Origin of the sequence: Actinoplanes sp. NPDC048988, from assembly GCF_043197815.1 — a bacterium.
GTDB lineage: Bacteria > Actinomycetota > Actinomycetes > Mycobacteriales > Micromonosporaceae > Actinoplanes.
In genome coordinates, this window is record NZ_JBICTW010000017.1 from 181,756 (window position 1) to 205,414 (window position 23,659).

At 71.0% G+C, this 23,659-nt stretch carries 21 protein-coding genes, 2 tRNA genes and 1 other RNA gene; 10 read left to right on the plus strand and 14 right to left on the minus strand.

The window, feature by feature from the left end:
* Positions 1-6: 6 nt before the first annotated feature.
* The 9 genes from ACGFJ7_RS37695 to ACGFJ7_RS37735 form a co-directional block, all read right to left on the minus strand.
* On the minus strand, positions 7-1,005 hold the full coding sequence (locus tag ACGFJ7_RS37695) for a UDP-N-acetylglucosamine 2-epimerase (RefSeq protein ID WP_360247402.1): 999 nt from the start codon (positions 1,003-1,005) through the stop codon (positions 7-9).
* A gap of 198 nt (positions 1,006-1,203) precedes the next feature.
* Positions 1,204-1,974 carry a hypothetical protein gene (locus ACGFJ7_RS37700; protein ID WP_360247400.1) on the minus strand — a complete coding sequence of 257 codons (771 nt, stop codon included), beginning with the start codon at positions 1,972-1,974 and terminating at the stop codon, positions 1,204-1,206.
* A gap of 89 nt (positions 1,975-2,063) precedes the next feature.
* The gene (locus ACGFJ7_RS37705; protein WP_360248273.1) at positions 2,064-2,648 is read right to left on the minus strand and encodes an ATP/GTP-binding protein; all 585 of its coding nucleotides are present in this window, start codon (positions 2,646-2,648) and stop codon (positions 2,064-2,066) included.
* A 22-nt stretch (positions 2,649-2,670) separates the two neighbouring features.
* Positions 2,671-3,132: a DUF742 domain-containing protein gene (locus tag ACGFJ7_RS37710; protein WP_360247398.1), complete on the minus strand. Its 462-nt coding sequence runs from the start codon at positions 3,130-3,132 to the stop codon at positions 2,671-2,673.
* On the minus strand, positions 3,129-3,593 hold the full coding sequence (locus tag ACGFJ7_RS37715) for a roadblock/LC7 domain-containing protein (protein ID WP_097317486.1): 465 nt from the start codon (positions 3,591-3,593) through the stop codon (positions 3,129-3,131). The genes ACGFJ7_RS37710 and ACGFJ7_RS37715 overlap by 4 nt, the downstream gene beginning before the upstream one ends.
* Positions 3,590-6,451, minus strand: a complete 2,862-nt coding sequence (locus tag ACGFJ7_RS37720; protein ID WP_360247396.1) for a nitrate- and nitrite sensing domain-containing protein — start codon at positions 6,449-6,451, stop codon at positions 3,590-3,592. The genes ACGFJ7_RS37715 and ACGFJ7_RS37720 overlap by 4 nt, the downstream gene beginning before the upstream one ends.
* Complete coding sequence (locus ACGFJ7_RS37725; protein ID WP_360247394.1) at positions 6,438-7,529, minus strand: hypothetical protein; 1,092 nt, start codon at positions 7,527-7,529, stop codon at positions 6,438-6,440. The genes ACGFJ7_RS37720 and ACGFJ7_RS37725 overlap by 14 nt, the downstream gene beginning before the upstream one ends.
* A gap of 503 nt (positions 7,530-8,032) precedes the next feature.
* On the minus strand, positions 8,033-9,703 hold the full coding sequence (locus ACGFJ7_RS37730; protein ID WP_360247392.1) for a DUF885 domain-containing protein: 1,671 nt from the start codon (positions 9,701-9,703) through the stop codon (positions 8,033-8,035).
* A gap of 19 nt (positions 9,704-9,722) precedes the next feature.
* A complete protein-coding gene (locus ACGFJ7_RS37735) occupies positions 9,723-10,781 on the minus strand; it encodes a PHP domain-containing protein (RefSeq protein ID WP_392646759.1) in 1,059 nt (352 codons plus the stop codon).
* 38 nt (positions 10,782-10,819) lie between these two features.
* On the opposite strand from ACGFJ7_RS37735, the gene mtnA reads away from it, so the two are divergent.
* Positions 10,820-11,773 (plus strand): S-methyl-5-thioribose-1-phosphate isomerase, encoded by a 954-nt coding sequence (mtnA, locus tag ACGFJ7_RS37740; RefSeq protein WP_360247388.1) that lies wholly within the window; start codon positions 10,820-10,822, stop codon positions 11,771-11,773.
* Here the strand turns inward: mtnA and ACGFJ7_RS37745 are convergent.
* Positions 11,751-12,320 (minus strand): DinB family protein, encoded by a 570-nt coding sequence (locus ACGFJ7_RS37745; RefSeq protein ID WP_392646761.1) that lies wholly within the window; start codon positions 12,318-12,320, stop codon positions 11,751-11,753. The genes mtnA and ACGFJ7_RS37745 overlap by 23 nt on opposite strands.
* A gap of 30 nt (positions 12,321-12,350) precedes the next feature.
* Positions 12,351-13,298, minus strand: a complete 948-nt coding sequence (locus tag ACGFJ7_RS37750; RefSeq protein WP_360247384.1) for a prephenate dehydrogenase/arogenate dehydrogenase family protein — start codon at positions 13,296-13,298, stop codon at positions 12,351-12,353.
* Positions 13,299-13,423: 125 nt separating this feature from the next.
* On the opposite strand from ACGFJ7_RS37750, the gene ACGFJ7_RS37755 reads away from it, so the two are divergent.
* A complete protein-coding gene (locus ACGFJ7_RS37755) occupies positions 13,424-14,551 on the plus strand; it encodes a PQQ-binding-like beta-propeller repeat protein (RefSeq protein WP_360247382.1) in 1,128 nt (375 codons plus the stop codon).
* A gap of 74 nt (positions 14,552-14,625) precedes the next feature.
* Here ACGFJ7_RS37755 and ACGFJ7_RS37760 read toward each other — a convergent pair whose 3' ends face one another.
* A complete protein-coding gene (locus tag ACGFJ7_RS37760; RefSeq protein ID WP_392646764.1) occupies positions 14,626-15,393 on the minus strand; it encodes a M23 family metallopeptidase in 768 nt (255 codons plus the stop codon).
* A 154-nt stretch (positions 15,394-15,547) separates the two neighbouring features.
* Between ACGFJ7_RS37760 and ACGFJ7_RS37765 the strand changes: the two genes are divergently transcribed.
* The 3 genes from ACGFJ7_RS37765 to tadA all read left to right on the plus strand — a co-directional run bounded on the left by ACGFJ7_RS37765 (position 15,548) and on the right by tadA (position 17,465).
* Positions 15,548-16,036: a hypothetical protein gene (locus ACGFJ7_RS37765; protein WP_392646766.1), complete on the plus strand. Its 489-nt coding sequence runs from the start codon at positions 15,548-15,550 to the stop codon at positions 16,034-16,036.
* 419 nt (positions 16,037-16,455) lie between these two features.
* Entirely contained in the window at positions 16,456-16,974 is a 519-nt protein-coding gene (locus ACGFJ7_RS37770; protein WP_360247378.1) for a tRNA adenosine deaminase-associated protein, read from the plus strand.
* Entirely contained in the window at positions 16,971-17,465 is a 495-nt protein-coding gene (gene tadA / locus ACGFJ7_RS37775; protein ID WP_392646768.1) for a tRNA adenosine(34) deaminase TadA, read from the plus strand. The genes ACGFJ7_RS37770 and tadA overlap by 4 nt, the downstream gene beginning before the upstream one ends.
* A 19-nt stretch (positions 17,466-17,484) precedes the next feature.
* Here tadA and deoD read toward each other — a convergent pair whose 3' ends face one another.
* Entirely contained in the window at positions 17,485-18,201 is a 717-nt protein-coding gene (gene deoD, locus ACGFJ7_RS37780; protein ID WP_203765402.1) for a purine-nucleoside phosphorylase, read from the minus strand.
* Positions 18,202-18,316: 115 nt separating this feature from the next.
* On the opposite strand from deoD, the gene ACGFJ7_RS37785 reads away from it, so the two are divergent.
* The 3 genes from ACGFJ7_RS37785 to ACGFJ7_RS37795 all read left to right on the plus strand — a co-directional run bounded on the left by ACGFJ7_RS37785 (position 18,317) and on the right by ACGFJ7_RS37795 (position 19,508).
* Positions 18,317-18,406: transfer RNA gene (locus ACGFJ7_RS37785), tRNA-Ser, on the plus strand.
* Between the two features lie 362 nt (positions 18,407-18,768).
* Positions 18,769-18,978, plus strand: coding sequence for a hypothetical protein (locus ACGFJ7_RS37790; RefSeq protein ID WP_097317499.1), 210 nt, complete (start codon positions 18,769-18,771; stop codon positions 18,976-18,978).
* A gap of 188 nt (positions 18,979-19,166) precedes the next feature.
* Positions 19,167-19,508, plus strand: coding sequence for an STAS domain-containing protein (locus ACGFJ7_RS37795; RefSeq protein WP_360247375.1), 342 nt, complete (start codon positions 19,167-19,169; stop codon positions 19,506-19,508).
* Between the two features lie 49 nt (positions 19,509-19,557).
* Here the strand turns inward: ACGFJ7_RS37795 and ACGFJ7_RS37800 are convergent.
* Positions 19,558-19,645: transfer RNA gene (locus ACGFJ7_RS37800), tRNA-Ser, on the minus strand.
* Between the two features lie 81 nt (positions 19,646-19,726).
* Here ACGFJ7_RS37800 and ffs point away from each other — a divergent pair.
* An RNA gene (gene ffs / locus ACGFJ7_RS37805) (signal recognition particle sRNA small type) lies at positions 19,727-19,821 on the plus strand.
* Positions 19,822-19,918: 97 nt separating this feature from the next.
* Entirely contained in the window at positions 19,919-23,611 is a 3,693-nt protein-coding gene (locus ACGFJ7_RS37810; protein WP_392646771.1) for a DNA polymerase III subunit gamma and tau, read from the plus strand.
* Positions 23,612-23,659: the final 48 nt, after the last annotated feature.

Genomic DNA, 23,659 nt, shown 5'->3' on the forward strand with positions numbered 1-23,659 from the left:
TCTCCCTCATCGGGCCACTCCCGCCACCGGACGGGCGGGCATCGGGTCGGGGAACTGGCCGTGGCCGAGCAGGGCGGCGGTCGCCTGGGCCACGCGGTACGAGGCGAGCCCGTCGCCGTACGGGTTGCCGCCGGCCGCCATCGCGTCGCGGCGGATCCGGCTGTCCAGCAGCTCGGCCACCGCGCTGGTGATCGCCGCCGGGTCGGCCGCCACGACCCGGACGCTGCCGGCGTGCACGGCCTCGGAGAACTCCGTGCCCTCGGTGATGGCCAGCACGGGCGTTCCGAAGGCCAGCGCCTCCTCGAGCAGGTCGCCGTCGTCGGTCACCACGACGTACGCCTCGGCCAGCGTCCGGACCTGGTCGGGGCGGAGGACCTCGAGATCGGGGTGGCGGGCGGCCAGGTAGCGCAGGGCCGGGCCGATCGCCTGGGCCCGCTCCGGTGGCACGCCCAGCACGACGCGCCGCTGGTGCGGACGGCGGCGCAGCAGCTTGCCGGCCGCGTCGGCCGCCGTGCCGCCGGTCAGCAGCAGATCGCCGGCCACGACCCGCTCGTCGAGCAGGTTCATGGCGGCCAGCGGAGTCGCCGCCAGGTGCACGGTGGCGACCTGGGCGAGCAGCCGCCGCCGGCTTTCCCCGGCCGAGGCCGCGAGCAGGTCGCCGTCGCGCCGGCCGGCGTCGATCTGCATGATCGGAATCCGCCGCCAGAACGCCGCGAGCGCCGCCGGCAGGTCGTCGCGGATCACCACCGCGTCCGGCGTGCGCCCGGCCCAGAGCGCGTCGAACCGGCGTACCGTCTCGGTCTGCCCGGCCGCGGACGGCAGGGTGATCTTCGGGGTGAGCCGGAACCGCTCCAGGGTCGCGTCGACCGCCGCCGGGTCGGCGCCGGTGGCCACCAGTACCGGCGTGAGCCGGCCCTGCTCGCGCATGGCGAGCGCGACCGGTGCGAGCCGGAACGCCTCGGCCGGTGTACCGGCGACCAGGTGAACTTCGGGCAGCGACGACATCGAACTCTTCTCCGGGGCAGGCTGGGGGAGGGCCGCGTCGAACGCTATGCAGTTACGCACCGTGATTCAAGACCGTCACCCTGAGTGCTGGAGGAAAGTGGCCGATCGGCCCAACCCAGACATGTCAGACGTCGCCGATAGCGCTCAAATCGGGCACTACCGGCCGAGCGCTGGTCGCGATGGCGACATTACGGTGAGTTATTGTTGCTCGAGCAGAGTGGGATCGTCACGCAACATCGCGGCGAGCCGGCGGGCCGCCATCTCGGTCTCCTCCGGGCGTTCCACCTGGAGCGGCACCGGTTTCGGCAGGGGTGTCGGGGTGATCCGGCGGGTCGTCTCCTGCGCCTGCTCGGGCACGGGCGGCGGCGGGGTCGCGGCGAACGGATGCGGCGGGTACTGATCGCGGGCGGACGAGGCCATGCCGAGGTCGCGCAGGCGGGCGCCGAGATCGCGGGAGGACTCGCCGACGTCGTGGGCCGGGATGCGCTGCTCGGGCGCCGGCGGCTGGTCGAAGCTGCCGTACTGCCGCTCGGCCGTGTCGGACTCGTCGTAATAGGGCTGCTGCGGCGGCGGTGGCGGCGTGTAGCCGTACCGCTCCTGATCGTCGTAGCTCGCCGGAGGGGGTGAGGCCGGCATGGCCGACCAGGGCCGCTCGACCGGCTCGCCCACCTCGATGTCGGCGTCAGCGTGCCGGGGTGCGTCCACGTCGGCCGGCGCCAGGGCGGCCGCGTTCTCCGCGTTCACCTGGACCTGGCCGTCGGCGACGTAGAAATGCAGCAACAGCGGTTCGCCGGCGCCCTCGACGCCGACGCTGACGCCCAGCTCGGGGTGGCGCCCGATGACCCCGGCGACCGCCTCGACCAGCTCCGTCACGGCGGCTGGGGTGCCGGTGGCCTCCCCGGCGGCCCGCCGGCGCAACTCATCACGGCGCGCCAGCTTGTCGAGCGCGTCGTCCAGTCCGCCTCGCACCTGATCGTCCTTCCGTAGCGGGTCGCCTTCCACTGTGCCCGCTCTGAGGCCGATTTGGGAACCTCGATCTGAGCGACCCGCCGCACACCCTACGTCGCCTTTTGACGAATGGCCTTGTCGAGGGCTTGATCCAGGACGACCAGGAGGGCGTCCCGTACGGAAGCTCGGAAACGCGCGTCATACGCGAGGACCGGAACGTCCTCCCGTACGGCCAGGGCCCAGCGCACTTCGTCCAGGCTGTACTGCATTTGCCCGTTGAAGGTGTTGACGCCGACGACGAACGGGAGCCCGGCCTTCTCGAAGTAGTCGACAGCCGGGTAGCAGTCGTCGATCCGGTTGGTGTCGACCACGACGAGCGCGCCCAGCGCACCCTTGATCAGGTCGTCCCACATGAACGCGAACCGCGTCTGACCCGGCGTGCCGAAGATGTAGAGCTTCAGCGTCTGGTCGATGGTCAGCACGCCGAAGTCCATGGCGATGGTCGTCGTCGTCTTCGTCGATCCCAGGCCGGGGTTGTCGATGCCCACCGACGCCGAGGTCATCTCGGCCTCGGTGGTCAGCGGGGCGATCTCCGAGATGGCGCCGACTGTCGTCGTCTTGCCCACGCCGAAGCCACCGGCAACGATGATCTTGACCGGGACCGGCGCCTTCCTCGGCCGACCCTCGTTGCCCAGTGCGGCCCCGCCGTAGGCGCGGTTAGGTGATTGCTCGTAGTCCACGGATCACTCGCATGATGGTCTCAGGGTCGGGGGTGTCGTTGTCCAGCACGTGCACGTCGAGCTGGCCGGCGGCGCGCAGGTCGCCGACGAGGATGCGGGTGACGCCGAGGTGCAGGCGCAACCGTGCCGAGATCTCCGCCACGGAGACGGGCTCGACACACAGTCCCACGATGGCGCGCATCTCGGGTGAGAGACGGACGCGGTTCGCGGCTGGGTTGACGGTCACCTGGGTTTCCATCCCGATCTCGGGATCGGCGCCGTCGGTACGCCCGGACGTGATGACGAACGGGCGGAGAGTGGCGGTCGGATCAGTGGCCGGGGGCACCTCTTCGCGCGGAGCGGGTCGGTAGCCACCGGCCGACTGGTGACCGGACTGCAGGAAGGGCCGGACACTCGGCCGAGCCGGGTGTGCCGGGTCGTCGGGGTCCGGATAGGTCATTGCTGAACGGCGTTCTTCAGCTCGGCGATCAGGCGCGGGCTGAGCGCGCCGCCCGCCCTCGTCGCGAAGAGCGTCATCTCGTACGCCAGGGTGCCGAGGTTCGCCGACCGGTCGGCGATGACCCCCAGCACCGAGCCGGCGCTGATCGCGGTGACCAGCAGGTAGCCCTCGGCCATGTCGATGATGACGCGGTTGAGCGAGCCCAGCCGGTACCAGCTCGCGGCGCCGCCGGCCAGGCTCGTCAGGCCCGAGACCACGGCGGCCAGGCGCTCGGCGTTCGGCCGGTCCTTGATCGCGGACATGGCCATCAGCAGACCGTCGGAGGACACCGCGATCGCCTCGATGACGCCCGCTGTGCCGGACGTGAACGAGTCCAGCAGCCAGTTGAAGGTCTTGGCCTCCGCGCTCAGCTGGGGCTGGGCATAGCCGTGGCCGGTTTCGGTCGAGTAGGGGGAAGTCATCGCGGTTGTCCCTCGGGTTGTGGCTGAGTTTCGTTCAGTGCGAGTGCGACGCCGTACTCGAACTGTTCCATCAGGGCCCGGGCCTGATCCGGATCCAGCGGCAGGCTCGGACTTGCCGGCGGCGGGTAGTTGGGTTCGTCCCGCGGCAGGGTGGCGCCCGGTACCCGCCGGGCGAGCGGTGCGTGGCCGGCCGACGGCGGCGCGGTCATCTGGGTCTCGGCCGCGTCGAACTGGGCGCGGCTCACACCCGCCTCGAAGTCGTCGAACGCCGAGCGGGCGGCGAGCGCGTCGTCCGGAGACGGCAACCGGGAGGGCAGCGTGGGCGCGGCGGTCTCTTCGGGAAGCTGGCTGCCCGGCACACGACGGCGCAGCGGCGACCCGTTGCCGGGTGCCGGCGGCGGCGGCGCCTCGAAGGCCGTGGGGCTGTTGTGGCGGTAGTCCTCCTCGGGGGTGCGCTGAGCCGGGATGACCGGAGTGGCCGGGATCGCCGGCATCGCGGGCGGAGCCTCCACGGCCGGGGTGTTCCACACCGGCGGGGCTTCCACGGCCGGCGGGGTGCTCCACGTCGGCTGGGGGGCCGGGGCGGGCTGCTGGTGCCAGGCGGACGGGCCGGCCGCCGGCAGCTCCGGCATCGCCGCCGGGACACGGCCGGCGACGGGCGCGTTCAGCTCGTACGCCGGGTCGACCGCCGGCGGCACGACCGGCTGGGCGATCGGCTGCTGGTACGCCGGTCCCGGCGAGTAGACCGGCTCGGCCTCGTAGACCGGCTCCTCGAGGGCCGGCGCCACCCGGGCCGGCGAGAACGCGTTCCACGACTGCCCGGTCTCGAGGGTCCGGGTCGCCCGCTCGAGCACGTTCGCGTCGAACGGCTGCTGGCTTCCCGGCACCGAGGCCCGGGCCGCCGATCCGGCGATGACCTGGGCGAACTCGGCGGTGTGGTAACCCTGCGGGGCCGCCGGCGCGGCGACCGACGGGAACGGGGCCATCTCGGGGGCGACCATGCTGGGCACCCGGGCGATCAGGTGGGACGGGTTGAGGTCGACCCACGCGGTGACGCCGCCACCGGGCGTCTCGGTCAGGGTCACCTCGATGCCGTGCCGGCGGGCGAGCCGGCCGACCACGAACAGGCCGAGCACCTCGGAGGGGGCCAGGTCGAGCCGCTCGCGGCGGGTCAGCCGGGCGTTCTCCTCGGCCATCCGCTCGGGCGGCATGCCGAGACCGTTGTCCACGATGGACAGGCGGGCGCCGCCGCGGAGCTCGGTCGCGCCGACCACGACCCGGGTGTGCGGCGGGGAGAACGCGGTGGCGTTCTCCATCAGCTCGGCCAGCAGCAGGGTGAGGTCGGCCAGGACGGCCGGCACGACCACGATCTCCTCGGGGACGTCGACGTCCACGCGGGTGTAGTCCTCGATCTCACCGAGGGCGAGACGGACGACGTCGACCAGCGGCAGCGGCGCCATGTGCTCGTTCGCGCCGGCGCCACCGGAGAGCACGACGAGGCTGGACGCGTTCCGGCGCAGACGGCTGGACATGTGGTCGAGCCGGTACAGCTCGCCCAGGCGGTCGCTGTCGGTCTCCCGGCGCTCCAGGTTGTCGATCAGGGCCAGCTGGCGGCCGACCAGGTTCTGCGTACGGCGGCCGACGTGCGCGAACATCTGCGCGACGTTGCGCCGGCCGACGACCTGGCGCTCCACCAGCCGTACGGCGGTGGTCTGCACCCGGTCGAACGCGCGGGCCAGGTCGCCGATCTCGTCCTGGGACTCGACGTCGACCGGGTCGAGCCGGATCGGCCGTACCGACTCGGACTCGTCGTCGGCGACCTTCTCGAGCTCGGCCTCGGCCGCGCGGGCGATCCGGTCGGCCGAGACGGTGAGGCGGCGCAGCGGCCGGGCCACCGCGCGGGCCATGAACAGGCTCAGGCCGACCACCAGGAGCAGCAGCAGGAACGAGCCGCCACCGATGAGGAAGGCGTCACGGATGGCCGCGTCGCGGTTGCTCGTCACGATGGCCTGCACGTCGGCCGCGACCCGCTTCTCCACGAAGCCACCGAGCACCAGCACCGAGCGCAGCGACGGGAAGAGCGTCTCGATGTTCAGCAGCGCCACGGCGTTGCCCGGGTCGGTCGCCGCCAGCTGGAAGAAGTCGGCGCCCACGCGGGAGGTGAACGCGTCCTGCGCACCCAGGTAGAGCTTGTACTGGGTGTCGGTGAAGAACGCCTGCGAGTTGGCGATGACCTGCTGGATCTGCACCAGCGTGGAGGAGAACAGGCCGACCAGGCCGGGCTCCTGTTTGACAATGGTCGCCGCGGTCAGATAGCCGGAGGCCTGGCTGATCAGGTCGTCGGTGCGCAGCGCCTGCTCGAGGGCGAACAGCTGCCGGCCGACACCGGTCTTCAGGTCGGCGGTGGACGAGAGCGCCACGCCGTTGATGATCGGGGTGATCCAGGTGGTGAACTCGGTGACGATCACGTTGGGGTCGATCGCCCGGTTCAGCACGTTCTGCCGGGTGTTGTCGAGCTTGGACGCGTTACGCAGGGCCCGCGCGAGCTCCTTGGAGACGGTCACGTCGTCGTCGACGCGGGCGACCGCGTCCTTGGCCCGCGCGCTCTGCACCGCGAGCGTCGGCTGGTCGACCAGCCGGAACAGGTAACCGACGGAGAGCAGGCGCTCCTCCTGGAGTTCCTGCACGGCCGTGCCGACGCGGCCGGCCAGCTCGACCGTGTCCGACGTGGACTGGGCCTCGGTCGCCGCGTCGATACGGTTGATGATGATCGGCACGCTCAGCGCCACGACGCCGAGCAGGGGGACGAGCACCAGCAGGGCGAGTTTGCCCAGGATGCGGAATTTACCGAAGAGCACCGGATCGCTCCCGCTGTGTCGGGTCGAGCTCGCCGTAGGCCGGGATCTGGCCGTACGGGTTGGTTCCGTAGGCGGGGTTGCCGCCGGGCTGGCTCAGCGCGACGTCCCGGGTCGACTCGCCGGGCTGACGCGGAGCCGGGGCGGGCTCGGCGGCGCCGGCCTCGCGACGGCGGCTGACCACCGGCCAGGCGACCGCGCCGAGGACCAGGAGCAGGGCGAGCACGCCCATGATCACTGCTTCCGTGCGCCGGTAGTTCAGCGAGCTGAGCCGGTCGTCGAGCAGGCGGTCCATCTCCTTGAGGGTGATGCCGGAGAGGGTGCTCAGCGCCGTCTGGAGCGTGCTCTGCGCGGTCGACATGGTGGCCACGTTGACGTTGGTGAGCGAGGCGCCACGGGTCATCGACTCGACGCCGCGGCGGAACGAGTCGAGGGAGCTGACCAGGCTGCCGCTCAGCGTCGGGCTGCTGGTGTTGTCGACGGCGGCCTGGAGGTTGTTGGTGAGCTTGTTCACCGAGTCCTGGACGGCCAGGACCTCCTGGCCGAACTGGACCCGCAGGTTGGCGGCGGCGGCGCCCTTCGCGGCCTGGAGCAGGTTGGCCTGGTCGCCCATCCGGTTGACCCGGATGACCGTGGTCGGCATGTCGACCGCGGTGGCCTCCTGGAGGTTGGAGATGTCGCTGTCCGGGTCGCGGTTGAGCTCGGCGTTGCGGCGGACCGTGACGTACAGCTCGAGGATCAGGTCGGTGACCTCGACGTGGGCCGCGTAGACGGCGGTACCGCCCTTGACCGTGGCGAGCTTGCCGATCTTCTGCTGGAGGTCGGCCCAGCGTTGCTTGGTCTTCAGCTCGTCGCCGAGGCGGTTGTCCACGTCCGAGACCTTGGCCACCGCGGCCTTGAGTGAGTCCGGCGGCTCGGCGACGCCCTGGATGGCTGTCGACTCGGACTCGGCCAGCGAGCTGACCAGCGGCGACAGGGCGGTGATGTACTCCACGCCCTTCTTCTCCAGCTCGGTCTGGTCGCGATGGTCCGCGTTGTCGGTCCAGACCCGGCCGAAGAGCACCGCCGTCGGCACGAGCACCAAAACAGTCAAAATCACCGCGAGCGCGGAGCCTAAACGGGTTCGCCGGCTGTTCATTGCTTTTCGTCCTCCGCCATGCACACGCGATGAGCCGTTGTGACGGCTACTTTCCGTAGCCGGTTGGGCGCACGGATCCGGGCCAATCTATCCGAGAAAACCTCAAGAAACGCCTTTCCAAGGGACAGATCTCTCTCGGCTGATCGGGGGATACAGGGCCCGGTCGCTGTAGTTGTAACGAGCGTTCAGTTTCCGTTACCTGGGTTATGAAGCCCCAGCCCACACCGGTTCCGGAAGCAGGGAAAGTTACCGCGGCGATGGTAACGGCAGACCGGCGGTACGAGAAGCCACAAGATCCATAATGCGTACCCGATAAGACCCGCGTCTATTAAACGGTGAGTAGTGGATCGAGTGCTCTGCGCCAAGAAGTAGCGCTGTGTTGTGGTGCGGATACGGCAGAAACGGGCTTTTCCCCAGACGCGGACTGAGGAAAAGCCCGAATCAGGTCAAAGCCGTGCAAGTGCCTTGCGGAGCGGGTCCAAGCCCAGGCCACCGAGGTTGAGAGCGTCCCGGTGGAATGTCTTCAAATCGAAATCAGCACCCTTGCGCTGCTTGGTCTCCGCACGGGCCTGGAGCCAGATCCGCTCGCCGATCTTGTACGAGGGGGCCTGGCCCGGCCAGCCGAGGTACCGCTTCCATTCGAAGCGCAGCGTCTTCTCCTCCATGCGCGTGTGCGCGCGCAGGAAGTCCCAGCCCAGCTCCGGCGTCCACCGCTCACCCGGGTGGAAGCCGAACGGGTTGTCCCGCGGGATCTCCAGCTCCAGGTGCATGCCGATGTCGACGATCACCCGGGTGGCCCGCAGCGCCTGCGCGTCGAGCATGCCCAGCCGGTCACCGGGGTCGGCCAGGTAGCCGAGGTCGTCCATCAGCCGCTCGGCGTACAGGGCCCAGCCCTCGCCGTGCCCGGAGCACCAGCAGAGCAGCCGCTGCCAGCGGTTCAACGTGTCCGCCCGCAGCAGCGTCTGGCTCACCTGAAGGTGATGGCCGGGCACGCCCTCGTGGTAAACCGTCGTGACCTCGCGCCAGGTCGAGAACTCGGTGACGCCCTCGGGAACCGCCCACCACATGCGGCCGGGACGGGAGAAGTCCTCGCTCGGGCCGGTGTAGTAGATGCCGCCGTCGCTGGTCGGGGTCAGGCAGCACTCGATGCGCCGCACCGGCGGCTCGATGTCGAAGTGCGTGCCGTTGAGGTCGGTGATCGCCTTGTCGGCCAGCGCCTGCATCCAGTCGCGGAACGCCTCCTTGCCGGCGATGTTGCGGGCCGGGTCGGCGTCGAGCGCGGCCACCGCCTCGTCGATGGAGGCGCCGGAGCCGGCGATCGCGGCCGCCGTGCGGCGCATCTCCTCCTCGATGCGGAAGAGCTCGGCGAAGCCCCACTCGTACGTCTCCTGGAGGTCGACCTTCGCGCCCAGGAAGTACTGCGAGGCCAGCTCATACCGCTCCAGGCCGGCGGCCTCCTTGTCGCGGCCCCGCGGCGCCAGGTCGCGGCGCAGGAACTCGGCGAAGTCGGCGGTGGCCGCGGTGGCGGCGTCGGCGCCCCGCACGAGCTCGGCGGCGAGCGCGCCGCCGGCCTCCAGCCGGCCGGCCAGACCGTGGTAGAAGTCGTCACGGTCCGGGTCGGTCCAGGCGTCGCACTGCTCGGCGACGGCCAGCATCTGCGCCCGGGGGCTGACGTTGCCCTTGTCCGCCTCCTCGAGCAGCGTGCGCTTGTACTGCTCCAGGGCGGTGGGAAGGTCGTTGAGCCGGGTCGCGATGTTGGCGATCGCCTCCTCGCCCTCGGCCGGCATCACGTCGAAGACGCCGCGCAGGGCGTGGATGCCGCTGGAGATCACGCTGATCGCGCTCGCCGTCTGCCCGGCGTCGGCCTGGGCGAGCTCGAGACCGAGCCGCTCCAGCATGGCGTCCTTGGCGACCTGCTCGGACTCGTGCTCCGGCTCGATCAGGTCGAGGTCGGTCAAGGTACGCCGTACGAGCTCGGTCTGTGCCTCGAAGCCCTCGGGCGAGAAATCGTCGGTCTTACCGTCATGTCCGGCGATGCCGGTGTAGGTGGCGCCGATCGGCGTGAGCTCGGCCCACTCGTCGACGTAGCGGTCGGCCAGATCATCAATTCGTCCCACGGGCCGACCCTACGGGACTTCAGGCGTGGCTCGCCGTCCACTCGAGGAGGCGTTCCATCTCCCAGGTGTTCACCACACGCTCCGGCGGTACGCCGCACAGGGCGGCCCGCTCGCAGCCGAAGCGCAGCCAGTCGAGCTGGCCCGGAGCGTGCGCGTCGGTGTCGATGGTGAACAGGCCGCCGGCCTCGACCGCGACGGTCAGCATCCGTTTCGGCGGGTCCAGCCGGTCCGGTCTCGAATTGATCTCGATCGCTTTGCCGTGCTCGACGCAGGCGGCGATGACCTTGTCCAGGTCGAACGTGCTGGGCGGCCGGGTGTGCCCGGCCCGGTGCCCCCGGTCGCCGCCGCCCGCGGCGGCCACCTTGCGGCCGGTCATGTGGCCGAGGATGTCCAGGTGCGGGTTGGCCAGCGCGTTGACCATGCGCTTGGTCATCCGGGGCGACTCGTCGCGCAGCTTGCTGTGCACCGAACCGACCACCACGTCGAGCCGGGCCAGCAGCGCGTCCTCCTGGTCGAGCGAGCCGTCGTCGAGGATGTCGACCTCGATGCCGGTGAGGATCCGGAAGCCCTCGGGCAGCGCGTCGTTGAGCTTGGCGACATGGTCGAGCTGGCGGCGCAGCCGGGCCGGCGGCAGGCCGCGGGCCACCGTCAGCCGCGGCGAGTGATCGGTGAGCACGAGATATTCGTGGCCCAGTTCGACGGCGGCCAGCGCCATCTCCTCGATCGGTGAGCCGCCGTCCGACCAGTCCGAGTGCGCGTGGCAGTCGCCGCGCAGGGCCTCGCGCAGCGTGGCGGCGGCGCCCTGAAGATCCGTACCCTCGGTGGTCCGAAGCCGGCGCAGATAGACCGGCTCCTCGCCGGCCAGGGACTCGGCGATGCAGCGGGCGGTGACGTCGCCGACGCCGGCGAGCTTCGCGAGCGTGCCCGCGGCGGCCCGCTCGGCCAGCTCGTCCGCGGACAGCGCGGCCACCGTCGCGGCGGCCGAGCGGAACGCTTTCACCCGGTACGTGGCCTCGTTCGCCCGCTCCAGCAGAAAAGCGATGCGCCGCAGGTCCGCGACCGGATCACGAGAGGACATGCCGACCAGCCTAAGCGCAGCCTGGCTAGCATCGCCGCATGCGGACGATCGACTGGGTTGACGGGGCCATCGAGATCATCGATCAGACGGCGCTGCCGGGTGAGCTGCGGATCCTCCGGCTGCACACGGTCGGTGAGCTGGTCGCGGCCATCCAGTCGCTGGCCGTACGGGGTGCGCCGGCGCTCGGCGTGGCCGGCGCCTTCGGGGTGGCGCTGGCGGCCAAGGTGCACGCGGACGACCCGGCGGCGCTGGCCCTCGCGGTCGAGCGGGTGTCGGCGGCCCGGCCGACCGCGGTGAACTTGGCCCGCGGCGCCCAGCGGGCCGCGCGGCGGCTGCCCTCCTTCGAGGCGGCGCTGGCCGAGGCGTGCGCCGTCCGCGACGAGGAGATCGCGGCCTCGTCGGCCATGGCGGCCCGCGGCGCCGACCTGCTCGTCGAGCTCTGCGGCGACCGGCCCCGGCTGCTGACCCACTGCAACACCGGCGGGCTGGCGGCGGTCACCCTCGGCACGGCGCTCGGCGTGGTGCACGAGCTGCACCAGCGCGGCCACCTGGCCGGCGTGATCGCGAGCGAGACCCGGCCGCTGCTCCAGGGCGCCCGGCTCACCTCGTGGGAGCTGTCGCAGTGGGGCATCGAGCACCGGGTGGCGGTCGACTCGGCCGGGCCGTTCCTGATGGCCCGGGGCGAGGTCGACGCGGTGATCCTCGGTGCCGACCGGATCTGCGCCAACGGCGACGTCATCAACAAGGTGGGCACCTACGCGCACGCGCTCGGCGCCCGGCGGGCCGGTCTGCCGTTCGTGGTGGTCGCGCCCGAGTCGACGGTCGACCCGGACACGCCGACCGGCCTCGACGTGCCGATCGAGGACCGGGGATCGGCGGAGGTCACGCCGTGGGCCACCGCGGTGAACCCGGCGTTCGACGTGACCCCGTACGACCTGGTCACCGCGATCGTGACCGATCAGCGGGTGATCAGGCCGGCCGCCACGGCTTGAGCCAGTCGGTCTCGGGCCAGCCTTCGGCGGCCGCCATCAGCGGGTAAGCGGTGGCGCCGTCGACCGACTCCCGGATGATGTCGGCGTGGCCGGTGTGCCGCGCGGTCTCCTGGATCAGGTGCAGCAGCACCCAGCGCAGCGTCCAGTGCGTCATGTCCTTGCTGTTCCACGGCACGGAGTGGTCGATCGGGATCTGATGCCCGAGGTCGCCGATCTCGGTCACGGTCTTCTCGGTGCGCGCGGCGATCCCGTCGTACCGGGTGAGCACGTCCTCGATCGACTCGTCGTCGCGGAGGCGGAAGTTCTCGGCGTACGCCTGATAGTCAAGCTTTTGCCGTTCGCCCCGGACGTCGCTGATCCAGCCCTCCTCGGTGGCGGCGCAGTGCTTGATGAGGCCGCCGATGCTGAGCGCGCTGGCGGACGGGGCCGCGCGCAGCTGCTCGTCGGTGAGGCCGTACGCGGTCAACCGCAGCACGTACCGCATCTGGGCGAGATAGGCGAGAAGGCCCTGCTGCTCGTTCTCGATGGCGCCGACCTGACCTGGCATGACTTGCTCCTCTCGGGGTTCAGTCCGAACCTAGGGCGTATTGCGGTCACTTTCCGGCCGGATTGCTTCGACGGTTCTGCCGTTCACCGCGGCGACCCATCCGCCGGCTCGGCCGAGCTCCAGCAACGGGCCGATCTCGAGGGGGAGCTCGATCACGTCACCGGCCCGGGACGGCCAGGCCCGGCGCAGGGCGACGGCGGGGCGGAGCGCGGGAACCAGGGCCTCGACCGGATCGGCGGACGCCAGCAACCCGCGTACCTCCTGAAGCTCGGAAATCAGACGGTCGAGCTCGGTGCCGACCGCCGACGCGTTGCCGCCGCACATGGCGGCGATCAACTCGGCTCGGGTCGCGGCGACGCGGGTGCCGTCGCGGAACGAGCCCGCGGCGAGAGCGCCGGCCAGGGGATTGCCCTCCAGCTGGCCGGCCAGGGCGGTGGCGAACAGGTGCGGTACGTGGCTGACCTGGGCCACCGCACGATCGTGCTCCCCGGCGGTGATCGGGACGACGCGGGCGCCGAGCCCGGTGACCAGGGCGGCGAGGGTGAGCCAGTCGTCGAGGCCGGTCTCGCCGGGCTCGAGGCAGAGCACCCACGAACAACCGGTGAAGAGCGCGGCCTCGGAGGCGGCGAAGCCGGAACTCTCCTTGCCGGCCATGGGATGACCGCCGACGAACCTGGGGAGATCCACACTCAGCGCGCGGACCGGGCCCTTGACCGAGGTGACGTCGGTGATCAGGCCGGGGAATCCCCTCAGCTCGTCGACGACCGGCGGCAGGGCCGGCAGCGGTACGGCGAGAACGACGAGATCCCGCCCCTCGACGGCCTCGGCGATCGACGTGGCGGTGGTGAAGCCCTCGCCGTCGGCCGCCTCGCGGGTATCGGGATCGGCGTCGTAGCCGATGACCTGGTGGCCGGAGGCGTCCAGCGCCCGGAGCACGGAGCCACCGATGAGGCCGAGTCCCACGACAGTCACGTTCACGCTGAGCACCTTGACACACCCCCGCTTGATCATCCTTTTGGCCAGGTCGGGGTCACCCGACTCTGCTGGGAGTTTGGTCCGTTTTGCGCCAGGTCGGGCGAGGGCTCGGCTCATACGGTTATCTCGTGACTTACCGGGGGAAAACGCTCACGACGGTGTTCATCGCCGTCCTCCTGTCCCTGGCGGCGCCGGCCTTCGCCCAGGGCTCCGACGCCATGCCCAGCTTCAACGGCACGGTTCTGGCCGTCGCCTACTCCGGCAACATCGTGTACGTGGGTGGCGACTTCACCGCCGCGATCGTCAACGGCAAGCCGGTCGCCCGGGGCCGGCTGGCCGCCATCGACGCGCGCAAGGGGACGCTGCTGCCCTGGTCACCCGTCGCCGACGGCCGGGTGAAAGCCCTCGTGGTGAGCGGTACGTCGATCTACGTGGCCGGTGACTTCGCCGCCGTCGACGGCGAGAAACGCGACAGCCTGGCCCGGCTCGACCTCGCGACCGGTGCCGTGCACAGCACGTTCAAACACACGATCGCCGGGCGGCCCCTCGCCGCTTACGCCGCGCACGGCCGCCTATACCTGGGCGGGACGATCACGGCGGTGGACGGTCAGGCCCGCGGCCGGCTGGCGGCCTTCAACCTGAACACGGGCGCCCTGGACAAGCGCTGGCTGCCCACGGCCGACGATCAGGTGGAGACCATCGCGGCCGGCGGCGGCCGGGTCTACGTCGGCGGAAAGTTCCACCGGGTCAACAGCGTTCCCGGGTACGACCGACTGGCCGCCCTCGACCCGGCCTCAGCCGCCCTGGTCACCACGTTCAAGCCCAAACCCCCGGTGATCACGTACGCCTTGGCGGTCACCGCCGACACGGTCTACTCCGCACACGGCGGCCAGGGCGGCCGGATCAGCTCGTACACCCCCGCGGGCGCCCTGCGCTGGTCGGCGACCTTCGACGGCGACGCCCAGGCGGTGACGGTCCTGGGCGACACGGTCTACGCCGGCGGCCACTTCGACCGGGCGTGCAGCACGGCCCGCACCGGCGCCCAGGGCACCTGCGTCGACGGCGCCGACAACCGCGTCAAGCTGGCCGCCCTCGCGGCCGCCGACGGCCACCTGCTCGACTGGACGGCCGACGCCAACGGGGTCGAAGGCGTCCTGGCCCTGGCCAGCAACCCGCGCTTGAAGACCATCGCCATGGGCGGCGCCTTCACCACCGTCGAGGGCCGTCAGCAGAAGCGCTTCGCTCAGTTCAGTTAGCCGCTCTTTCTCCTGATCTTTTCTCCCGGCCGCGCGGGGCCGCATCCATCGGGCGAGGGTGCGGCCCCGCGCTTTCACGCCTTGCAGTCGTGCGATCGGTTCCAGGCGGCGACCGTCGCGACCGGGCTCTTCTGGCCCTTCTTGCGCCAGGAGTCGAGGAACGTCGCCGGCCAGATGACACCGCGGCGAACCTTCCAGTCGCCGACCTTGGCGCACGGCGGCGAGATGCCGTAGTGCAGGTGACAGACGCCGTTGGCGTTGCCGGTGTGACCGACCTTGCCGAGCAGCTGACCGGCGGAGACGCGGACGCCCTTGGTGATCCCGCTCTGCACCTTGCTCAGATGCGACCCGTAGTAGCGGACCCCGTCGTCGCCGAGCAGCGACACCGACAGGCCACCGTTGTTCGGCCCGTCCGGCGACCCCTTGACGTACACGTCCTTGAGACTGATCTCCAGGACGACGCCGCTGGTCGTGGCGACCACCGACTCACCGCAGTCGGCGAAGATGTCGGTCGCCGGGTATTTGGAGTGGGTCGGGTGGTAGTCGACATTCGACGCCTTGACCGGGAAGACGTACTTGACCGTGGTCGTGGCGGCCTTTGTCGGCGAGGTCTTCGTGGGGGTGGGCGCCGCGCTGGACGGCACTGCCGTCGCCGTCGCCGAACCGGGCGCGGCCGCCGCGGGAGGAGCGGCCGGGTCGGCGCTCCCGCTCGCGCTCGCCGTCACCTCAGGCTCGATGAACTGCGGAGTCGCCGTCGCCGACGGTGAGCCGGTGACGCTGCCGCAACCGGCCAGGCAGACGGCCAGGACGGTCAAACCGGAGAGGGTACGGAACAAAGGCACCGGGCCATCCTGGCAGACGAGCACCCATCCTGCCGACCAGCCTGTGGACGACGGCGGCGCCTGTGGATAACCCGCTCCGCGGCGGCGGGGGTGGATAGGCTGGCACTCACCGGACGGCACGCCCCGCCGCCGGCGCCGACGCTGGAGGTGGACGGTGACCAACCCGAACGACCCCTGGCACCCAGCCGCGCCCGCTTCCTCCGCCGCCCCTTCGCCGGCGCCGGCGCCGGCGTCCGAGCTGCTGCAGCCCGCCTTCTCGCCGGCCGGACCCCATGCCTCCGCCCCGTTCGCGGCGCCGCACAGTGCGCAGCTTCCGGTCCGGGGGTCGGGCCTCTTTCCCGGGCCGTCCCGGCCCACCTACCGCGAGCCCCATCCGGTGAACGCCGGCCCGCTGCTGGCCGGGATCGGGTCCGCCGCGCTGTGGATGGTGCTGTTCGGCACACTCGGCCGCGACCTCGCCAGCTATGCCTGGTGGACCATCCTGGCCGCGATCAGCGCGTGGGGCGTGGCCGTCGTGCTGACCTACCTCGGCGACCGCGGTGTCGCCGTCGGGGTGGCCCTGTCCTCGGGCCTGGGCCTGTCGATAGCCCTGGCCTTCGTGGGCGCCCGCTGGATCACCACCGAGGATTGGCCCCTGTGGTGACAAACCCCTAGGCGGTGTGGTCTTGGCTACATCAAGTCCCGGTGATTTTGTCCGATCTTGACCGGCTTGTCGGCGACCAAATGTGCCTTCGTGGTTGCGGTGCGCACTTGGCCTTGACGAACGGTTTGTGGTCGGCGAATCTCGGCTTCATGGCCCCCTCACCGCCCCGGCTCGACCCCGATCGGCGTCGCCGTCGTCTCGAGTTGCTGGCAGCTCTCGCGAGTGCGAAATCGGCCCGGGAGAGCACCCAGCCGCAGAGGCTGCGCCGGGCACGTCTCCGGGAGCTCATCGCCATGCGTCGTCGCCTGGTGAACTGACGTTTGACCTGACTTCGCCCGCCGTCAAGGCGTGGCGCGCCGCACCTGCCGTTCTTCCCGCTACCGTCACTCGCTGAAGACAAAAGTCGCGTGGGGGGAAACTTGTCGACATTCGCTGCCGCCGTAGCTCGGGGCAAGAACGGGTGGACGGCGTCCGAGCTGGACCTGACCGGTCTGGCCGACATCGACGAGGTGGTCGACGCGCTGCGTGATGTGGAGCCGGACGCCGACCTGACGTTGCTCTTCGTCGAGAGCGACGACCAATATCTCGCTGTGCTGCGCCTCGACGAGGGCGAGGACCTGCGGGTCTTCGGCTCCGACTCGGCGTTCGTGGACGAGTCGCGGATCGGCGCCGTGCTGCTCGGCGAGATCGAGACGCCGCCGGCCCTGGAGATCGACGATCTGGCCGCCGGCGAGGACGAGGACGAGGACGACAAGCCGGCCGCCGATCCCGACGCCGATCCGGTGGGCGACGCGGACCTGCTCAACGACCTCGGCGTCAGCGCCCATCGGCTGCTGGCGCTCTGCGGCATGGAGGGCATGTTGCCCTCCGACGTGACCGCCGAGATCTGCCAGCGGATCGGCTGCGGCGACGAGATGGAAGAGCTGCGCGAGGCGTGAGCCTGGCGATCTCGCCCCGGCACGAGTCGTGGATGCGGCGTGCGATCGAGGTGGCCTCGGCCACCGGCGACGACATTCCGGTCGGAGCGGTCGTTTTCGCCGCCGACGGTACGGAGTTGGCCGTCGGCGGCAACCAGCGCGAGGCCACCGGTGACCCGACCGCGCACGCCGAGATCCTGGCCTTGCGCCGGGCGGCCGAGCGGACGGGTAGCTGGCGGCTCAGCGGCTGCACCTTGGTGGTGACGCTGGAGCCGTGCACGATGTGCGCCGGCGCGCTGGTGCTGGCGCGGGTTTCCACCCTGGTCTTCGGCGCCTGGGAGCCGAAGACGGGCGCGGTCGGCTCACTCTGGGACGTGGTCCGTGACCGTCGGCTCAATCACCGCCCGGAGGTCTACGCGGGCGTGCTCGAGAACGAGTGCGCCGCCCTGCTCCGCGGCTTCTTCGGCCGCGAAGCCGGCGAGACTCACAACGGAAAGCCGCGGCACCGCTGACGATGCCGCGGCAGTCGGGTCAGGCGACGCCGGAGATCGCGGTCTCGAGACCGATTTTCACCATGTCGCCGAAGCCCTGCTCGCGCTGGGCCGAGTCCATCTTCGCGCCCGTCTTGATGTGATCGCTGACGGTGAGGATGGTCAGGGCCTTCGCGCCGTACCGGGCGGCGATGGTGTAGATCGCGGCGGATTCCATTTCCACGGCCAGTACGCCGTAGTCGGCGAGCGCGTCGTAGAGGTCCGGGCGATCGGTGTAGAACGCGTCGGCGGCCAGGATCGGGCCCACGCGGATCGGGGTCCCCTGGCGCTCGGCGACGTCGACAGCGGTGCGCAGCAGGCCGAAATCGGCCACCGGCGCGTAGTCGATGAGGCCGTCGAAGCGGGACCTGTTCATGTTGGAGTCGGTGGCCGAGCCGATCGCCGCGATCACGTCGCCCAGCTGGAGGTCCGGCGCCAGGGCGCCGCAGGAGCCGATCCGGATGACGGACTTCACGCCGTACTCGTTGATCAGCTCGTGTGTGTAGATCGACGCCGACGGCATGCCCATGCCGGAGCCCTGCACGGACACCCGGACGCCCTGGTAGGTGCCGGTGAATCCGAGCATGCCGCGGACCTGGGTGTAGCACTTGGCGTCCTGCAGGAACGTCTCGGCGATCCACTTCGCCCGCATCGGGTCGCCGGGGAGCAGGACCCGCTCGGCGATGTCGCCCGGCTGCCCGCCGATGTGCACGCTCATCGGCGCGTCTCTTCTCGCTCGTTCATACCTCGGATACTGCCAGGTCGCGGCCGGTCTGCCCGGCGAAGGGGAACCCGATTTCGAACGTCGTGGGGCGTCGGGTAACGTACTTCCCGGTGGTGTGTCCGAGCGGCCTAAGGAGCACGCCTCGAAAGCGTGTGAGGGTGCAAGCCCTCCAAGGGTTCAAATCCCTTCACCACCGCCACTGACCCGGCGGCTCCCTGCGGAGCCGCCGGGTTTTTTGCGTGCCCAGCTTCCCGGCCGCCGATCACGCTGCGTACTGATGAATCGATTTCATGTACGGCGCGTGAGGGGCCCTCGCGAGAGGCTTTTCCAAGATCAGGTATCGTGCGCGTAACGACGCCGTTTCGGCCCCGAGGGGCCTCCGCCACCACCAGTGGCGATGACAGACCGTGATGACGGGGAAACGGCTCAAATACGGTGCCTGTAGCGCAAGTCACTAAGCCAAAAACTACCGGATCAGACAATGCGCTTTTAACCACCTGGTGAGAAAGTTTCACAAGATTGCCCAGCGCCGATACCTGGAAACTGTCCTAGATTTGACTCGTGAGAGTTGAGCATCACTGGTGGAATGGTGACGTCCGGCTCGCCCGCCGAGACGTCTACGTGCGCACCGACGGCGAGTTCTGGGAAGTCGAGGCTCAGATGGGCGGCCCAGACGGCAAGTCCAAGGTGCAGCAGTGTCCGGGTCGGGCTTCAGCCATGATCCTGGCCGACGCGTGGCGTGGCCCACGCTGGCAGTGGCGCAAGCTCTAAGGCGCCAGGAGCCGAGGCTGCGCCGCTCCCGCTTGACATCACACGGCCAGCCGATCTTTTGAATTCGAGCCGGGCCCCTTTTCGGGGACCCGGCTCGAATGCTTTGTTCCGCCCGCACCGCTTGTCCGACGACAATTAGTTGATCGCTTCTAGCGTGGGTTGCCCGCCACCGCCAGAAAGTGATCCACATGCAGGCCACAGTCACCGACCACCGCCCGGACGTCGCCGTTCTCCACCTCAAGGGCGAGCTCGACGCGGACACCGCCGGCCAGCTCCACGGGATCCTCGCGGATCTGCTGGAGCGTCCCGTACCGAAGATCGTCGTCGACCTCTCCGACCTGAAGTTCTGCGACTCGGTCGGGTTGAGCGCCTTCATCACCAGCAAGCAGGTCATCTCCGCCCGCGGCGGATGGCTGAGCTTCGCCGGCGCCAACCCGTTCCTCGTACAGCTGCTCGAGACCGTCGGTCTCAGCCGGTACTTCGCGATCTTCCCGGAGGTGGACGACGCCATCGCCGCCGCCCAGATGTAGCAAACACGAAGGGGCTGGACCCGGGTGGGTCCAGCCCCTTCGTGCTGTCTGGCGGAGGATACGAGATTCGAACTCGTGAGGGGTTTCCCCCAACACGCTTTCCAAGCGTGCGCCCTAGGCCACTAGGCGAATCCTCCGTTCGCCAGAATACAGATGCCCGTCGCGGGCGTCGCACGGGTCCCCGGCGCACCGCCCGGCGGGGTTCGGTACGCTAGCGGCAAGCCTCTCGTGCGGCGTGCATCTCGTGAACCTCCCCAGGGCCGGAAGGCAGCAAGGATAAGCGGGCTCTGACGGGTGCACGAGAGGCCCTTTGCGTTTTCGGGGCGCGACCCCGGCCACCCCAGCGGTACAGAGTTGGTTCTTGTCATACCCCCGACGGACAATGGCGCGGTCGTTGAGGAGGGGCTGGAGTGGCACTCGCGCTATACCGCAAGTACCGGCCGCGTACGTTCGCCGAAGTCATCGGGCAGGAGCACGTCACCGAGCCGCTGTCGCAGGCGCTGCGCAGCGGGCGGTTGCACCATGCCTATCTGTTCTCCGGGCCTCGCGGCTGCGGCAAGACGTCCAGCGCGCGCATCCTGGCCCGCTCGCTCAACTGTGAGCAGGGACCGACGCCCGAGCCGTGCGGGGTCTGCACGTCGTGCCGCTCGCTGGCCAACGACGGCGCCGGGTCGATCGACGTCATCGAGATCGACGCGGCCAGCCACGGTGGTGTCGACGACGCCCGCGACCTGCGCGAAAAGGCATTCTTCGCCCCGGCCAACAGCCGGTACAAGATCTACGTGATCGACGAGGCCCACATGGTCTCGCCGGCCGGCTTCAACGCGCTGCTCAAGCTCGTCGAGGAGCCGCCGGAGTACGTGAAGTTCATCTTCGCGACCACCGAGCCCGAAAAGGTGCTCGGCACGATCCGCTCCCGGACCCACCACTACCCGTTCCGGCTCATCCCGCCGGCGACGCTGCGGCCCTACCTCCAGCAGCTCACCGACGCCGAGGGCATCACCGTCGAGCCGGCGGTGTTCCCGCTGGTGGTGCGGGCCGGCGGCGGCAGCGCGCGAGACACCCTCTCGGTGCTCGACCAGCTGATCGCCGGCGCCGGGCCCGACGGGGTCTCGTACTCCCGGGCCGTCTCCCTGCTCGGGGTCACCGACGTCACCCTGCTCGACGAGATGTGTGACGCGATCGCGGCCGGCGACGGCGCCGCGGCCTACTCGACGATCGACCGGGTGGCCGAGGCCGGCCACGATCCCCGCCGCTTCGCGTCCGACCTGCTCGAGCGCTTCCGCGACCTGATCGTGCTGCAGCAGGTGCCCGACGCGGTGTCCAAGGGCCTGATCGACGGCCCGGCCGACCAGCTCGAGGCGATGAGCGCCCAGGCGTCCCGGCTCGGTCAGGCGACCCTGTCCCGCTGCGCCGACATCGTGCACAACGGCCTGGTCGAGATGCGCGGCACGACCGCGCCCCGGCTCCTGCTCGAGCTGATCACCGCCCGCATGCTCCTGCCCGGCGCCGACGATTCGACGGGCGCGCTGCTTCAGCGCCTGGAGCGCATGGAGCAGAGAATCGCTTTCCCCGTACGCGGGGACAACGCCCCCACAACGGCACCGATCGCCGAGCCCGCGCCGGACCTGAACGGCGGCGCACCCCAGCCCGCCGGTCCCGCTCCCAGCGCCGGCGGCGGCTTGTCAGCGGCCCGCGCCGCCGCGAAGGCCGCCGCGGCCCGCCGCTCCACGTCGTCCAGCGGTCGCCCGGCGGCGGCAGCCCCGGTTGCTCCGCCGGTCGCGACCCCGGCCGCGCCCGCTCCGGCTGCGGCCGTGTCCGCGTCCGATTCCGGGTTGGTATCCGCTCCGGTGTCGGCCGTGCCTGATGCCGCTCCCGTATCCGCTGCGCCCGCGCCCGCTGCTTCAGCGCCTGCTGCGCCCGCCGCTGCTGCGCCCGCCGCGGCGGCTGCTGCTTTGGCGGCCGCGCCGGTCTCTGCTCAGCCCGCGTCCGTCTCGGGTCGGGCGTCGTCCGGTTCCGCGGCGGCCGCCTCGCCGGACTGGAACGAGGTGGCCGATGGCGGCTCGGGCGCTCAGGCGGAGCACTACGACGACGAGCCGCCCTGGGACGACGAGCCCGAGATGGCCGAGCCGCAGGCCCCGCCCGCGTCGGACTCGGCTCAGCCACAGCCCGCGTCTGGTTCGGCTCAGCCGCAGTCCGCGTCTGGTTCGGCTCAGCCGCAGTCCGCGTTGGGTTCGGCTCAGCCGCAGTCCACGGCGAGTTCGGCTCAGCCTGGGTCTCTGGCGGGTCCGCATGGGGCGGCTCAGCCTGGGTCTCTGGCGGGTCCGCACGGGGCGGCTCAGCCGGGTTCGGATGACGCTGGGCAGGCTGCGCGTCAAGAGCCGGCCGGAGTTCTGCCGGATGCGCCTGAGGAGCCGGGGGCGGTGGCGGTCGAGGCCGTGGCGGCTGGGCCGGGGCAGCCGACGGCCGAGGAGATTCGGCAGGCGTGGCACGACATTCTCGAAGAGGTGAAGAAGCAGCCGGGGGGCAAGGTGCTCCGGGCGGCGGCGATCAACGCCACGGTTCGGTCGGTCGACGGGCAGAGTGTTCTTCTCACGGTGGCGGCCGGGTCGCTCCAGCAGCGGATCGCGCAAGGAGCGCCGCTGATCGCTAACGCGCTTTACGAGGTCTTCGGCAGCCGGTGGGAAGTTCGCTGCGAAATCGCCGGTGAGGGCGGGGCGGCTTCGCCCGGTTCGGCGCCGGGTGGCTCGTCGCGGGGTGGCCGGCCGCCGGCCCGTAACGAAGCTCAGCGTCCGGCGGCCGCCGCGCCCCGGGCCGCGCAACCGGCCCAGCCGGTCTCGGCCGCCCGTGAACCGCAGAACCGGCGCCGGGAGGCGCCGGCGCCCGCGGCGTCCGACGACGACTGGCCAGAACCGGTCAAACCGGGTGGCTTGTCGGCCGCTCCGGCGGCCGCTACAGCTCCGCCCGACGACGAGGACTGGCCGGAGGTCAGCCCGATCGGCGTCTTGGCGGCGAGTAGCAGCCCAGCCGAGCCGCCGCGCCCGGCGGCCGCCACAGCGAGTGGAGCCGCCACAGCGAGTGGAGCCGTTACAGCGAGTGGAGCCGCCACAGCGAGTGGAGCCGTTACAGCGAGTTCAGCCGACCCGTCTGCCGGCTCCCCAGCCGCCGTCACCGGCCCTGCAGCGACGGCCGCGGGTTCCGCTGGCCCAGTAGCCGGCCCTGCAGCGACCGTCACGGGTTCCGCTACTCCTGTGGCGGGCTCAGCCGCGATGGTTGCGGGCTCTGCTACCCCTGTGGCGGGCTCAGCCGCGATGGTTGCAGGATCTGCTAGCCCGGTGGCTGGCCCAGCCGCGACGGGTGCGAGCTCTGCTACCCCGGCAGGTGGCTCCGCCGCGACGGTTGCGGAGTCCGCTACCCCAGTGGGGGGTCTCGCTACCCAGGGCCCGGGCACTGCGACCGTGGGTGCGGCTGCCTCGGACAGCGGCTCGGCTGCCACGGCGGCGGCGGGGTCGGGCGCAAGCCCGGTGGTTGCGTCCGAGGATGACGGCGCGGCGGGTGCCGAATGGCCGTCGTCGCCGGTGCGGGAAGCGGTGCCGGAGGCCGGTGGGGGCGTTCCTGGCGCGCAGAGCAGCGGTGGTCTCAGCGCTGCCCGAGCGGCCGCTGCGGCCGCGGCCGCCGCTCCCAGCAAGCCCGCGGTTGAGGCCGCAGGCTCGAGTGGTGGGCCGGGGGCTACCGCTGCGGCTCGGGCGGCTCGGAACGCGGCGGGGGCCGGCAGTGGGCTTGCGGCGGCGCGGGCCGCCGCGGCCGGGGCTGGTCGGGCCGGCGGTGGGGTGCGGGGGGCCGCTGTTCGTCCGGCGGCGGCCAAGCAGGCCTGGTCTGATGGGTCGCCTACCGAGGAGGCTCCGTACGACCCGGAGTTCGACGGGCCGCCCCGGGCCGGCGGTTCGGTCGGTGGCGCTGCGCCGAGCTTTGAGGGCTTCGATCCGGGGGACGAACCGCTGGACGACGTACTCGACGAGAAGACCGCTCGGGAGAGTGGTGAACAGATGGCCTTCCGCCTTCTCCAGGAGGCGCTGGGGGCCGAGAAGATCGGTGAGAGCTGAGACCGTTGTGGCGCGTGGGGTCCCCGGTAGGGGGCGGCTACGCTGGGC